The organism is Sulfurimonas sp. ST-25, assembly GCF_048079205.1.
GTDB lineage: Bacteria > Campylobacterota > Campylobacteria > Campylobacterales > Sulfurimonadaceae > Thiomicrolovo > Thiomicrolovo sulfuroxydans.
The window spans coordinates 1462363-1476153 of sequence record NZ_CP182225.1; the positions used below are offsets into that span (position 1 = coordinate 1462363).

Annotated in this window: 17 protein-coding genes and 2 tRNA genes; 2 read left to right on the forward strand and 17 right to left on the reverse strand. The window is 51.7% G+C overall.

Annotation, left to right across the window (positions count from 1 at the left end):
• Positions 1-126 precede the first annotated feature (126 nt).
• Both ACM66T_RS07450 and ACM66T_RS07455 read left to right on the forward strand, forming a co-directional pair.
• Positions 127-201: transfer RNA gene (locus tag ACM66T_RS07450), tRNA-Gln, on the forward strand.
• 15 nt (positions 202-216) lie between these two features.
• A tRNA-Met gene (locus ACM66T_RS07455) sits at positions 217-293 on the forward strand.
• Positions 294-366: 73 nt separating this feature from the next.
• Here the strand turns inward: ACM66T_RS07455 and ACM66T_RS07460 are convergent.
• From ACM66T_RS07460 to ACM66T_RS07540, 17 genes are all read right to left on the reverse strand, one after another.
• Positions 367-831: a hypothetical protein gene (locus ACM66T_RS07460; protein WP_416768227.1), complete on the reverse strand. Its 465-nt coding sequence runs from the start codon at positions 829-831 to the stop codon at positions 367-369.
• A complete protein-coding gene (locus ACM66T_RS07465) occupies positions 828-2219 on the reverse strand; it encodes a glycosyltransferase family 2 protein (protein ID WP_231018212.1) in 1392 nt (463 codons plus the stop codon). The genes ACM66T_RS07460 and ACM66T_RS07465 overlap by 4 nt, the downstream gene beginning before the upstream one ends.
• Positions 2212-3342 carry a hypothetical protein gene (locus tag ACM66T_RS07470; protein WP_231018213.1) on the reverse strand — a complete coding sequence of 377 codons (1131 nt, stop codon included), beginning with the start codon at positions 3340-3342 and terminating at the stop codon, positions 2212-2214. The genes ACM66T_RS07465 and ACM66T_RS07470 overlap by 8 nt, the downstream gene beginning before the upstream one ends.
• Positions 3342-5081, reverse strand: coding sequence for a YaiO family outer membrane beta-barrel protein (locus tag ACM66T_RS07475; protein ID WP_416768228.1), 1740 nt, complete (start codon positions 5079-5081; stop codon positions 3342-3344). Before ACM66T_RS07475 ends, ACM66T_RS07470 begins: the two co-directional genes overlap by 1 nt.
• A gap of 389 nt (positions 5082-5470) precedes the next feature.
• Positions 5471-5884, reverse strand: a complete 414-nt coding sequence (locus ACM66T_RS07480; RefSeq protein ID WP_231018217.1) for an ArsC/Spx/MgsR family protein — start codon at positions 5882-5884, stop codon at positions 5471-5473.
• Complete coding sequence (locus tag ACM66T_RS07485; RefSeq protein ID WP_231018219.1) at positions 5881-6183, reverse strand: hypothetical protein; 303 nt, start codon at positions 6181-6183, stop codon at positions 5881-5883. The genes ACM66T_RS07480 and ACM66T_RS07485 overlap by 4 nt, the downstream gene beginning before the upstream one ends.
• A gap of 2 nt (positions 6184-6185) precedes the next feature.
• Positions 6186-6881, reverse strand: a complete 696-nt coding sequence (locus tag ACM66T_RS07490) for a hypothetical protein (protein ID WP_416768229.1) — start codon at positions 6879-6881, stop codon at positions 6186-6188.
• An 11-nt stretch (positions 6882-6892) separates the two neighbouring features.
• Positions 6893-8047, reverse strand: a complete 1155-nt coding sequence (locus ACM66T_RS07495; RefSeq protein ID WP_231018221.1) for a DUF2201 family putative metallopeptidase — start codon at positions 8045-8047, stop codon at positions 6893-6895.
• Between the two features lie 63 nt (positions 8048-8110).
• Positions 8111-8815 carry a DNA alkylation repair protein gene (locus tag ACM66T_RS07500; protein WP_416768230.1) on the reverse strand — a complete coding sequence of 235 codons (705 nt, stop codon included), beginning with the start codon at positions 8813-8815 and terminating at the stop codon, positions 8111-8113.
• Positions 8816-8855: 40 nt separating this feature from the next.
• Complete coding sequence (locus tag ACM66T_RS07505) at positions 8856-9386, reverse strand: hypothetical protein (RefSeq protein ID WP_416768231.1); 531 nt, start codon at positions 9384-9386, stop codon at positions 8856-8858.
• Positions 9387-9463: 77 nt separating this feature from the next.
• The gene (locus ACM66T_RS07510) at positions 9464-10051 is read right to left on the reverse strand and encodes a hypothetical protein (protein WP_416768232.1); all 588 of its coding nucleotides are present in this window, start codon (positions 10049-10051) and stop codon (positions 9464-9466) included.
• A gap of 77 nt (positions 10052-10128) precedes the next feature.
• Positions 10129-11181, reverse strand: coding sequence for a linear amide C-N hydrolase (locus tag ACM66T_RS07515; RefSeq protein ID WP_416768233.1), 1053 nt, complete (start codon positions 11179-11181; stop codon positions 10129-10131).
• A gap of 80 nt (positions 11182-11261) precedes the next feature.
• The gene (locus ACM66T_RS07520; RefSeq protein ID WP_416768234.1) at positions 11262-11672 is read right to left on the reverse strand and encodes a hypothetical protein; all 411 of its coding nucleotides are present in this window, start codon (positions 11670-11672) and stop codon (positions 11262-11264) included.
• Between the two features lie 424 nt (positions 11673-12096).
• Positions 12097-12600 carry a hypothetical protein gene (locus ACM66T_RS07525; RefSeq protein WP_416768235.1) on the reverse strand — a complete coding sequence of 168 codons (504 nt, stop codon included), beginning with the start codon at positions 12598-12600 and terminating at the stop codon, positions 12097-12099.
• A gap of 35 nt (positions 12601-12635) precedes the next feature.
• Complete coding sequence (locus tag ACM66T_RS07530; protein WP_416768236.1) at positions 12636-13103, reverse strand: hypothetical protein; 468 nt, start codon at positions 13101-13103, stop codon at positions 12636-12638.
• Positions 13104-13282: 179 nt separating this feature from the next.
• Positions 13283-13483 carry a hypothetical protein gene (locus tag ACM66T_RS07535; protein ID WP_416768237.1) on the reverse strand — a complete coding sequence of 67 codons (201 nt, stop codon included), beginning with the start codon at positions 13481-13483 and terminating at the stop codon, positions 13283-13285.
• A 112-nt stretch (positions 13484-13595) separates the two neighbouring features.
• On the reverse strand, positions 13596-13736 hold the full coding sequence (locus ACM66T_RS07540) for a hypothetical protein (protein WP_231018229.1): 141 nt from the start codon (positions 13734-13736) through the stop codon (positions 13596-13598).
• Positions 13737-13791 lie beyond the last annotated feature (55 nt).

Genomic DNA, 13791 nt, shown 5'->3' on the forward strand with positions numbered 1-13791 from the left:
ATATAATAGTTGCAATTATAGCCAATAAAAATTTTTCGCAAATTTCTCCCCCAAACCCTTGACATTCCGGTATAGATTGCCTATAATTTCGGCCTCAACTGACACAGAGCAGTTGCAGAAACGGACTGGGGTATCGCCAAGCGGTAAGGCACTTGGTTTTGGTCCAAGCATTCGGGGGTTCGAATCCCTCTACCCCATCCACCTTTTCATAACGATCGCGGGATAGAGCAGTTCGGTAGCTCGTCGGGCTCATAACCCGAAGGTCACAGGTTCAAATCCTGTTCCCGCAACCAATCGAAACCTTCAACTCAAAAATCAAACTTTTTTTCCAAAACGAGCTCTTTTCTTATCTGATCTTTCCAAATTTCACTTCACGCTGTGCGTCGCCACCTCCCTGACCATTTGGCTGAAACCGGATGTCATGAAATAGCCGTGCACGTAGGTCTTGACCTTCGAAGGCGTCAACGCCCCGGCAAGTTCCGGGGTCTCCGCATCGGGAAGCACGATGTATTCCATCCCCAGGCGCCGGCACGCCTCGGCTTCGCTCAATACCAGCTCCCGCACGAACGGCGTCTCCGGATTCAAGACGGAAACCACGCGCCGGATCCCGTTGTGGCGCTGCAGCCGCTCCAACGCCGCCGGGTCCGGGTAAGGGCCTGCGTAAAGATTCGTGCCGACGAAATAGACGCTCCCCTTAAAGGGCTGCAGCGGGTTGGCATACGCTTCGACCTTGTCGAAATGTGTCAGTACCATCAGGAAGTAGTAGCTTAAAAACGTCAGCAGCAACAAGAAGCGCACGCTCCAGAAGCGGAAGTTCTCAAACCGTTTCAAATCGACTTCCTTTTGATCTGTCCCCAGGAGCGGTTAAAGAAGTTGAACGTAGCGAGGAACCCCTCCACTTTGAGAATCGGCCGGTAAAAGAACGGTTCCAGGAAACTCAGCACCAGCAGCCGATAGATATCCTTCAACTTCGTGAAACGGCGCTTGACGAACATGTCTAAAGAGAGGGCGCCGATATTGAGGACGGTTCCCCAGGTGAACTCCAGCAGGAAGAAGACCACGAGCGCCTCCTTGTTCAGCAGGCCGAAAACGTAAAGCGTGATGATGGAGACGAGGCCCAGGAACGTCACCAGCGGCGCGACCCCCTCGATCAACAGGTAATAGGGCATTGCGAGCATTCCCACCTTGCCGTATTTCGGATTGAAAACCATGTCCCGGTTGTAGTAGAGGGTTTCGATCAATCCCCGGTGCCAGCGGTTGCGCTGACGCAGAAGCGATTTGTAATCGGTGGGCACCTGCGTCCAGCACATCGTGTCGGGGAGGAAGCGGACGGTATGGTCGATGCCGTGGTCGTAGCAGTGGCGATGCATGCGCACCAGCAGATCGAAATCCTCCCCCACCGTGTGGCGGTAGCCGCCGATGGAGAGGACCATGTCTTTGCGGAAAACGCCGAAGGCGCCGGAGATGATCAGCAAGGCGCCGAAACGTTCCCAGGCGATCCTGCCCGCCAGAAAGCCCCGGGTGTATTCGAGCACCTGAAAGGCCTCGATCTGCGTGTTCGGCACCGCGCGGCGCAAGACGTGCTTCTCGACGACGTCGCAGCCGTTCATCACGTTGACCCTGCCGCCGATAGCCACCAGCCTCCTGTCGAGGGAGAAAAGAACGATGCTCCGGAGAATCGCGTCAAACTCCAGCAGCGAGTCCGCGTCCACACTGCAAAAAAGTGGATACCGCGAGACGTTGATGCCGCAGTTGAGCGCATCCGCTTTCCCGCCGTTGCCTTTGTCGACGACGATCAGGTTCGGATAGTCCGGCGAGGTATAGGTCTGCCGGATCGCCTCGTGGGGGACGTTCAGGCGTACGGGAACGTTGCTCGGTTCCAGGGCGAACTCCTCTTTGAGGCGCGTCAGCGTGCCGTCGGTTGAGCCGTCATTGATAACGATGATCTCATACTCGGGAAAATGCAGCTTCAAAAAGGAGTGGACCGAGGCCGTGATCGTCTTCTCTTCGTTGAACGCCGGAACCAGGAGCGATATCGGACGGTAGTTGTTCGAGTTGATGATCCGGCTGACGATGACGTTCTTGGCCGAGAAAAAATAGCCCATGATCTGTTTGAGCGAGATCAGGATAAACACCGTCGTCGTCATGTTCGTCATCACCAGGAACATCAGGTAGAGCACCTGAAGCAGCAGAAAAAGATAGATCAGGTATTCACTCATCGCCGTACTCCAACACCGGGCAGAAGGCGTTCAGGCCGTCAAGGAAAAAGGCATCGTTGATTTTGCCGGGGGCTTTGCGCGTGACGATCTCCAGGATCTCCGCGCGCCCGAAACCGTGTTTTTTGCACGTTTCGAAGATGTTGCGCCTGACGTAGTAGTTTTCGTCGAAAAAGTAGACGTAAAGAAAAGCCAGCGCGTCTCTGCCGCAGAGGTCGAGCCCGGTCCTGGAGCAGACGATGCGGGTCACGGGGTCGTGACTTTGATAGTACGCCGCGATCACGTCGCACTCCATGGCCCCGATCTTGTGAAAACTGCGGATATAGGTGATGACGAACTGTTCATCCTCCCGGTAGCGTTCGAACAGGCTTTTGAGCAGCGGGGCGTACGCCGGGTTCTTCGTGTCCCCCATCGCCGCGACGACGCTGCGGACCATCACCATCGGCGCGGCGCGGAACAGCACCCCGTTCAGAAACACCTCGAGTTCCCGGTACGGGATGTTTACGAGCGCCTGCATATAGACGAATTCGCTGAACTTCAGGCTGATCCCCCTGTTGTATGCCCCCTGCAGCACATCCGTGATGTGTTCGAGGTCTTCGTCCGTTTCGGCGAGCTTCGCAAAACCGTACACGGAGTACACCATCATCTCGAACTCGGTATGCTTTTGGATCATCCGCTCGAAAAAAGATTTCAGACGCGGCGAATAGAGGAAGAGCATCTTCGTGAAAAAGAACTTCTTTTTCACCTCCGACCAGCTGGTGCGGTAACGGTGAAGCAGGTAGGTATCGACCTCCATTTTCATGGCAAGGTCGCGCGTCTTTCTCCGCTCCTCGACGGGGAGAAAACTGTTGACCTCGGTCAAGGCGTCGGCGAGGGCATAGTAATCGAGCCTGCCGTTCACCGCGAGTTCGTTCCGCCCCGATGCAAGGTAGCGGTTGATCTGCGGAACATACTGCTCTTTGCGCAGCAGCACGATGTGCCTTCTGCGTTCGATAGAGTACTGCGAAACCGACAAGACGATGAGCAGAACGACCGCGCTCAGGAAAAACACGATTGTCACGTCCCAGACGAGCGGGAGCTTATCGGTCAGAAACGTCAGCCAAATCTGCAGTATATTTTCCGGCATCACCAGTACCTTTTGACGTAGAGGCTCGCGCCCCGGCGATCGAATGTCGCGGTATCAGTGCGGTAATGGTCATAAAAGAGGGCCGCGCCCACCATCCATGCCGGCGTCAGCCGGTAGCTCCCCTCCCCCCGGTACATGTCCGCGTCCGTATGGCTGAACACATTGCCGATGTCGACCTTTTCCGACGAGGAGGCCCGTGTATAGGAGAGCATGGCCTCCCAGCGGCAGGCGCTTTCGTATTTCAGCAGATTCAGCAGCGCGTAACTGCCGCTCTCGGGAATCCAGTAGAACTTCTGGTTCCAGGTGTAACGGTCGCCGAAATAGAGGGAGTACTCCGGCACCAGCAGATGCGTATCGGCATCTTTATAGTGGCTGTAGACGTACCCCATGCCGAACTCAAAATGCCCAAACCCTTTGTACAGGTGCCCCCCGAGGCTGTACCGGGGGAGAAAATCCGCATCCGGCGCGGCGGAAAATGAGAGGTAGCCCCATGTCCCGTTCCCGAAGGCGTCATAAAGCTCTCCGCGCACATTCGTGTCGTAGAGGCCGTAGCGCCAGACCCGCTCAGCCGCAGCGACGAGCACACTGCGTGCGATCGGCACTTCGACGCCGACGTAGACCCGCCCGTCGTCGTCCCTGTTGTCGCTGTAGCCGGCGAGCTCCGTTCCGGCCTCGAACGCGTGGACCCGGGTGCGGCAGTAGAGCTGCGGGTAGGTTTTGCGGAACGTCTCCTGCACCTGCCCGTCCAACGCCGACACGGCGGCCCCCGCTTTGGTTTTTTCATGCAGCTGCAGCAGCACCGTGACATACAGCCGTGTCGTTTCCAGGTCTCCGGGCTGCTCCGCGACCAGCGTTTCAAGCAGCGCTTCGGCTTTGCCCGGCTCTCCCGCTTCCACATAGAGCGCCGCCAGTTTTTTGCCCGCTTCGCGATTCCCATTGCGTGTATAACTTTGCTGCAAACGTTCGGCGGCTTCGGTGTATTTTTCCTGCCAGCGCAGCAGGTCCGTCAGGATCGCCTCCGCCTCCGCACTCGCGGGGTAGCGCTCCAAAAGCGCGCGGTCGGCGGCTTCCGCTTTGGGCAACTCCCCCAGCCTGATCAGTGCGCGGACCCGGAGGAGCATGACATCGTAGGCGTTCCTGACCGCTTCGGGTTCGCCGTCGATCAGCGCCGGCACCTCCGCGGGCGCCTTCTCCAGGAGTGCCTCGCCCTTCTCGAGCAGCAGGGTCGTCCGCACCTGCAGGTAGACCCGGTCGTTTCCGTAGGCCGGATCGAGCGACACGAGTTTCCCGAACTGCGTGGCCGCTTCCCCGGTGCGTCCCGACCAGAAGAGCAGCGTCGCGTACTGTTTCAACACGGCCCCGTCGCCGGGAAATGCTTCGGCCAGCATACGCGAGGCCTCGCAGGCCGCCGGCGCGCCCTGCGCGCGGGCCGTTTCATACAGGTGGTCGATGAAAAGCTGCCTGATCTTGGCAGGATCGTCTTTCACCGTTTCAAAACCACCGACGCCGAGCGCTGCTGCCATCTGCCGGATGTCGGCGTCGCTGCTGCCGACAAGGCAGCGCACCGTGTAATCCCCCGCCTCCGCGTAGGTCACGCAGTAGGGCGCGAGACCGGCCGAGAGATGCGCCCTTGCCCCCTCCGCTTCCAATGCCGTATCAAAAAAACCGAGTCTCGCCGAGAATATCTCCGCCGATAGACAGACCGGCAGCAGTATCCACGGCAGCAAAGAGCGTTTCATACTTTATGACCACATTCTTTCATATTTTTTTATCATACACTGCATGATACGGTATGCTACCTAAAGTGTTGATTCACCACGTTAAAAAACAATATTATTACGTTTCTTCTGCATCATCGTTTTTCAGGCACAACACTTCACACAGATGAAAAATAGGCAGAAAACAGGGTGTGCCTGCAAAGAGGATGGGAACGGTATCAAAAGAGAGAGGGGGATAGTTGCTTGCCAGGACGGCGGGACGTCCCGAAGCGATTAGAACTGTTTGGCGTAGACGGCAACGGCGATCAGACCGACATAGACCATTGCCATGAAGTTGAACTTCGTACGAAAATAGTTGTCCAAAGCGTGCATCGTTTCTCCTTGTGCCTTGATTGTCACTCTTATTGCAATTATGGTTCCGGACAGGATTCGCCGTTTTCGGAGGAGCAGCTGTTGTCGATGGGCGTGCCCAGCGGCGTGTTGATGATCCCTTCGATTTTCGCCTGGTCGAAGCCGCACATGCGGTGGCCGTTGACGCTGATAAGGGGACGGCGGATAAGAATGGGGTCTTGCAGCAGCATGGAAAGGGCCGCTTCGGCGTTGTAAGCCGTGGGGTCGACCCGCCCCTCTTTGACAGCGGGGGCGTTGGGGTTGAACCACTCGGCCACGGGACGTTCGTCCAGGTAGGTCTTCAGCTCTTCCGGGCTCATACTGAGCGCCAGCAGGTCCTGCACAATGAGCGTGCATCCCGCCTTGTAGAGCAGCTTCTTCTGACGCGCGTTGGTGGCGCAGCCCGGTTTTTCGTAAAAGAGGACCAGCGTCATCCCAGCTCAACCATATCAATGGCTTTGTCGGTGAGGCAGTAGGTCGTCGTACCGTCATCGTCCTCGGTCATGCAGTGGTTCAGGCAGCCCGCATCCCACAGGGTCTCGATCGCTTCGTCGACAAGCTTCTGATCAAGCCCGAGGTAAAAAGCGATGTCCTCGGCTTCGTAGACGCTGTAGTTCTCCTCGTCGGCGAGGTTGTAGATCGCCTTCATCACGCTGCGGAGAATCCGCGTCTTGCTAATCGGTTCGGACATGTCCATACCAGTTTCGGACATCTCAACACTCTCTTCAGACATTTTTACTCCTTCAAAGCCGCTATCTGTTTTTGCAGTGCGATCCGCTGCAGCGGATGCAGTTGCGTCTTTTCCACCCATGTTTCATACGCCTCGGTATAGTGCGCTTTAAGCAATGGGTGCAAATTCTGTGCCTGCCTGCTCAGCGTCTCCAGGTAGGCCTTCGCCTCGTCGTAGCTGAACTTACGCACGGGCTGCAGGCGGCGCTTTACCCCGTCGACGAGCTTGTCGTCCAGGAAGTCTTCAGCCATCGTTAGAAAGGCCGTCGCGGCCCCCAGGTCGGCGTAGTGCTCGTTCCAGATACGGCCGTTGATGACCTGGTCGCAGGCCATGTCGATAAAGACCGGCGCGTACTCCAGCACCTGCACCAGCTCGGTAAAGTCGTTGTCGACCATCGCGCGGAAGAGCATCCGGCTCCGGTTGCGTACCTTGACCCGCAGGCGGTCGTTGGCGATGACGTCGGGATGCAGCCGCGTAAACCGTTCGTACGCCCCCAGGCGCGAGTGGTTGAAGGCCATGATGGAGACCATGACGTTTTTGTCACTGACCTGCTCCGGGTGCGAACCGGAGGGGCGGTAGAAGGCCCACTCCAGACGCGCCTCATCATCCTCGTGGTAGAGGTAGAGCTCGTCGCCTCTTGTCTCGAAGTCCGGCTCATCCTTGAGGGCTTCGATCTCTTCCTTGTAACTCAGGTCGTACACCGTATACCTCCTTACAGATCAAAGTAGAAGACGTCGCCGTAGGGCTCAAAACGCTTCATGTTGCGCTTTTCGCTCACCAGGAACAGCGTCGGCAGGTGCGAGGCCTTTTCAATCTTGAAGAAACCGTCGCTGAGTACCATCAGCGTCGCCGCCGCCTCGTCCGCCGTATTGAGGTACTCCAGTACCGGTGCGAACTGCGTCCCGCCGTTGCCCTTCTCGAACGCCACTTCCGGTTTGAGCGCCTGGGCGTCGTAGGTGACGATCTTCTCCTTGTCGACCTCATCGTCGAAGGGGATGACCGTCACCTTGAAGTCCGTACTGAGGCGCAAAACCCCGTCGATGATACCGAGGAACTTCGAGAAGGTGTCTCGGCTGATACTCATGGAGCGGTCCAGCGCAATGTAGAGGTTGAGACGGTTGTTCTCCTGGCGGTATCCGGGCAGGTAGAGCTCCTGGTAGATGAAACGGCGGTTGGGGCGGGAGAAGTCGCTCTGCTTGTCGAAGAAGCTCTCCGTCATATAGGTGTGCAGGAGGGTCGCCAGGTCAATCTTGGGACGGGTGACTTCGCGGATCACTTCCAGGAAGGAGGCCGGGATGTTCCCCTGCTTCTGCGCCGCCCCCATCGCCTGCACGATCAGCGCGTCGATATCTTCCATCGCCGCTTCGCTGTCGCCCTCGCTTTCTATGAGGTCCTGCTTCTGCTCCTGCGGGTTCTCGTCGTCGGGCGTGCCTTCGCCCTCGGGGTTCTCCTGGTACAGCGTGTTGTAGACCTCTTCGACGCTCTGGTCGCGGTACTTCTCCATCATCACTTCATGTTCGGGCCGCTCGCCGACCCGCTCGAAATCATCGAGCAGCAGGTTGATGACGACGTCGCTGCTGCGGTTCCACGTTTTGTGGTCGCGCCCGCCCATACGGAAAGGGTGCTTGAGCATGATGTGCAGCAGCGTATGCGCGTAAATGTACTTGAGCTGCGGTTCGGGAATGGTCTCGGCCATCGTCGTATCGACGTAGATGGCCGTCCCGTCGGTCTCGAAGGCTTCGTGGGGGTTCTTGCGGTAGCGCATAGGCAGGGAGAGTGCCAATACGCTCAAAAACGGGTGGTCAAATAGAAACTGGACGCGGATCTTCTCCAGCCGGCGCTGCAAATCGCTCTGTTCTTCTGGCATGGCCCTCTCTCTACCCTGGGTTTATGCCGGAAAATATGCAATCGCCGTTCTATCAATTGGCGGCTACACCTCCCCCTTCAGGTAAGCCTTGCGCTCCGCTTCGGGGAACTTCTCGATGGCGTAGTGCAGCATCGTCCGCGGCATCGTCTTGTAACGCGAAGCGAGAAACGCCCGCTCTCTTTCCGGGTCGCGGTTCCCGACCTCCCGCAGCATCCACCCGACGGCCTTGTGGATAAGGTCATGGGTGTCACGCAGCAGCAGTTCCGCTATTTCCAGCGCCGTGTCGAACCTGCTGTTGCGGATAAAGTAGAACGTCGCCATTATCGCGATGCGGCGCTCCCACAAACTTTCTGAACGTGCGAACGTATAGAGGATCGCTTTCTCCCTCGCTATCAGGTACTCGCCGACAATGTAAGGCGCGGAGCTGTCAACAAGATCCCAGTTGTTGATGTGGGCGGTATTGGCCATGTAGCAGTTGTAAACCGCCTCTTTCTCTGCTGTATCGCCACGCTCATACTTCGCGACCATCAGCAGCAGGGCGAAAAGGCGCTCTTCATGATAGGGAGAGTGCAGCAGTTTCTCGACCTCCTGCAGCGGCGCCAACCAGAATGCAGATACCTGCTTTCGCAACACGGGGACGCGGATACCGAGGAATCTATCCCCTGCTCCATACTCTCCCTCGCCCGTTTTGAAAAAGCGCTGCGAATGTTCGGCGATGTCGGGGTCGCCAAGATTCTTTAGTGTTTCGCTAATCGTTTCTGATGTCATTCTGCAGGCTTCTGGCGACTACACTGAAAGATCATGGATTTTACCTCGGCTTGTTGATCGGCTCAACTTCGTTGTCATAGACTTCATCTTTGTGACGAATCCAAATCATGACAAATATTGCAACAATTCCGGCTATATAAAATACTATGTTCGGTATAGCATATTTTTGATACTCTGCTTGCTCTCTATAGTATTCAGCATAATCATCTCTCAGCAGCCAATCGCGAATTTGGATCTGATAAATAATTTTACGTTTTCCAAAAATACCTTTTAGAACTTGGTACCATACTTTGGCATTTTGATTGACCATAGCCTTTCGGTCCAGCCCTGATAAAGCGACACCGAACTTTTCATTATTAAAGACCAGCGAGCGAAACTTGCCAGTATAGACAGCTTGGATAACCCCATGCGAAGAGTGCATCTCTTCAAGCTTCAATAGTGGATTCAAAATATACCTTTCCCACTGGAAATAGGCAGTGACTAAAAATATCAAAGACAAGACATACAAATACCGAGAAATTCTACTTTTTGGCGCTTTCTGAATATATACTCTATAAAACTTAGTCAGCATGCATATCCCATATATGATGTTTAAAATGAGCAATCAAAAAGCCGCTAGCGGGTTTTTAATTGGTCTCCTCTGATTTGTTAATAGCGACATGTTCCGGCCCCCATATCGTGAAGTGAAGCGTTCAAAAACAAATGTAGATTGGCTTTCTCTTTTTTACTTAACTTGCTATATAGATCGTCATAGATACGCGAATGATTTTTATGAAATAGCTCCAATTCATGTCGAAGATGATTTGGAGCATCAGCATCTAAACATGCTTCCGATGACAACGATAAAAAGATTTCACCGACTCTCTCAGGATATTTTTCTGACAGCTTGGAAAGTATATGAATATAAATATGGCCATCATAAAGTTGATCCAAACCCTTCGGATGAAGAACGTCTAGGAATACCTTGAATTTTTTCGGAAATGCAGCCAAATAACTTTCTTCTTGGGTTTGGCTAGGCTCGCCGGAATATATATCAACAGCTGCTTTGTGTAGTGCTTTTGCCACTGGAATAAGCCTTCGCGTATCAGTTTCCAATACTACTGTCGAATATTTTACCTTGGTAGATTTGCCATCGATGAAAGTCCAATGAAAACCTTCGTACGGGTTTGCCCAAAGATTCATAGACACTAAGACTAAAAAGGAAAGTATTGAAAATCTTTTCATTGCTATCTTCACTGCTAACGTTTAAAATGAGCAATCAAAAAGCCGCCCGTGGGTTTTTGATTGGTCTCCTCTGATTTGTTATGAAGTATTTATAGACCTTTAAACACAAACGGTTTGGATACTTCGAAAAAACTGTTGGCTTCACCTGCATATACCTGGCCGCGATCCAGGCTGAGTTTCTTTACAGGTGCATCGGCACTGAAATCCGCTTTCTTGAGGTCTACCCAGACGACATTCGGTGTCAGGACGTTTTCAAAATAGTATACAAGATGTTTCTGATCCGCCACTGTCCTCCAGCGCGTATTGGAGATATGGGGCTGGTTCGGTGTCGATAAGCCGTACGGCACGGAGACATTCCTGATGACGCTGAACACACTTGCCACGGCAATGCGAGGGTCGCTGGTTTGCGGAATGGCCTTGATGTAGTAGGAAGCGCGCACAAAACGGTCCGACGCCCTGTTCGTTCCCGGCAGGAAAGTTGTTCCCGGAATTTGTTCCCAGTAGCCTTTGATCGCCAGCTGCTCCTGAAACACGGGATCGTTGGTCATCACCTGGTATGCCGGATCATGATGGATGACCAATTTGCCATTGATGTATTCCAAAATCGCGCTATCTCCCGACGGGTCGGAAAGCGAGAGGTGCACCGTCGTGAATTTGTCCGTTCCGGGAATAAAATCCGTGACAATAGTAAATTCTTCTTTTCGAAAAGCCTCTACCGCCTCTGCAACCGTTGCAAAGTTGTCGAGCGCATACTGCGCCCAGGCTGCGATCGTCAATCCTTTCTTTTGTCCTTTTGTGTCAAACGGAGGATATTGCGATTTCACAAGCCAAAGCAGATTGGCAACCAATCCCTTCTCATTCATCCCGTCCGGCGTAGCGATATCCCAGGAACTGGCGACAACGCTGCCATAGCGCGAAGTCCATGTGATGGAAGCCGGTCCAACCTGACCGTTTCGTTTCATGCCGCGGGGGAAGATCCAGAGGTTGGCAGGAATATCGATGGAAAAATCCATCGTACGGCCGGTGAGCACGGTTTGAGCCGGCCCTTTATAGACTACCCTTGTACATGCCATAGTGTTAACGGCAACAAACAAACTTATTGCGAACAATAAAAAAGCCAGTATGGGTTTCGTGAGTTTCATTTAGCACTATCCTTTATATCGTTTAAAATGAGCAATCAAAAAGCCGCCCGCGGGTTTTTGATTGGTCTCCTCTTGATTTGTTAGGTAGTCTCATTATTACGCTTCCGCCTTGCGTACTTAACCAATGCTCCACATCCCCATATAGCAGTTGGATATGGAGCAAATAAAACCATGCCAAAAATTGCCTGTAAGGGCCAACCAATGCCCATATTTGACCAATAGAGAGCTTTCGCTTTTTCCTGGAGTTCAGGTAATACATTCCTAACTCTTTCTGCGTCACTCGTTGCATCGAAGTTGAACCCCATTAATTCAAGCCTAAAGTCAGTATAAAAATGCGGCCAATAAGTCATTAACACTAGAAAGAAGCAGATTATGGGAAGTGAAATGGCATTTGTCCATAAAAAATCATAACCTTTCGATACAACAAAAATCGGAACTAATACGATAGTAGCGAGGAGGCCAAAGTGAACAACGATACCTAGTATTTCCATTCTCTACCTAACGTTTAAAATGAGCAATCAAAAAGCCGTCCGCGGGTTTTTGATTGGTCTCCTCTGATTTGTTATATCTATTCAAATAAAGCAGATATGACTCCATATACGACAAATAAAACTGGTGAGGCTATCAATCCAAACATTATGATATGAAAGATATTGAAGTCGGGAATACTTTGTTTGAATTCTTTAATTTCTGCAGCATAATGATCTTGGACCAACAACTTTAGAAAAAAGAGTATGAATTGTACAGCTACAACAAATGCAAATATGCTCATCAATATTGGGTGTGCACTCCAGTAAATTAGAATGATCGGGAATGCTATTAAAGCCCAAAAGATCATATGAACTGGATTGAATACAAGCGTATTATTCGGATCAATGAAAGTTATGATTTTAATGATTTTTTCATCCATGTAATCTATGGCCTCCTGCTGTTCGCGGTTTTTTGATTAGTATCCTCTGATTTGTTATACATCCTTGAATCATCAATTTTCCGTGGTGGCAATGTATGATTTGAGTATACTTTTTCACTCTTCTTTCCAAAATAATTAAATAACAGTAAACCAACAGTATGTTCTTCAAACCATTTACCATCTTGATAATTTTCTAAGATCCATTTTACAGGTTTTTCATTTTTTGTGATTTCACGTATCCTCATATTTTCAGAAAGCATATCTCTTACTAAACCAAAAACAAAGGATAGAGCTTTTTCATACGACTCAGCTTCTTGTATATGAATATGATCATGAATTCCCATGTCTGTTTCGATTCCAATAATGTCGTCGCCATCATCGCTCACAGATATATCAAAGCCACCTTCGTCGGATTTAAGAAAGATGACCTTTAAATTCGATTCATCCCAAATGTGAGGAATCTCATTGATTTCTGGCAGTGAATCCACATACAATCTAAACTTTGTCACGGCTACTCTTTATGTATAACGTTTAAAATGAGCAATCAAAAAGCCGCCCGCGGGTTTTTGATTGGCTCCTCTGATTTGTTAGGGCTCTCTCCGAATAAGCTTAGGTGGATATGGTAAACATCATTATTTACTTCTACTGATGGCTCGTATTCCCATATTTTGTAAGGCTTATGAGATATTTCCAAATTCAAGTTGTCCAGCCAAACTATCGTAGGTCTTTCATGCACTTGTGAATGCCAGACTTGCCAGTGATTTCCCCATTTATCGGGGTCTTTTCGAGTCTGGAGAGTCAAATAGTATATGGGGAGCGTATTAGTTTCAGTAGAAATACCCCGTTCAAGAACAGCAATTACAGTTCCATTGGGGCTAGGGTGTTTGCTGACAACTGACACGTCAAGATCCTTCTTGACTTTTCCTGCCAATATCAAGTATATACTCATTCCAAGTAAAGAGACAACTCCGATCATTGCCAAAATATTTCTGGTAAATTTCCATACTTTCATGTGTACCCTAACTCTTTATTCAATCAACAAAATATTCAATTATCCATTGAAAAATCGTGTTAATCATACATTTCGTATATAGATGCGGATCAATATACCATCTATCAACTTAACACATAACATAACTATAAAATACAGAAAGAAAGGAATGAGGTGGGGCAAAATGCCCCAGGGAGATATTAGCGGCGGTACTCTTTACGGTGTCCGTAGGCGTGCCCATGACCGTTGCCGCGTTTATAGACGGTACGGCCTTCTTCGTAATAGCCTGACGGGTATCCGGACTCATAATAGATGACTGGTTCACCTCTGTAAGCGTACGGCGCACGGATGACGCAGCCGCTAAAAAGCAGTGGGATGAGTGCAAGCAGTAAGTATCGCATCTTCTATCCTTTTTCGTTTGATAGGAAAAGCATAGAAAAAAATCGTGGGGGGATCGTGACGCGGGGAGCCCTCTCGGGCAGAGGGGTATTGCAGCTTTGTGCCGCACCATTTTCAGTACCGGTGTCCCCTATGGTAGCCGCCGTACGGATAGATGTCATAGTAGATGACCGGACCGTGATGATGCGGCCCCGGCACCCGGACGACACAGCCGCTGAAAAGAAGTGCAATAAGCAATATGAACAGGTATCGCATCGTTTATCCTTTAGTCGTTCTTTTCAGAAAGCATAGGGAAATTTCATGAGTCGTT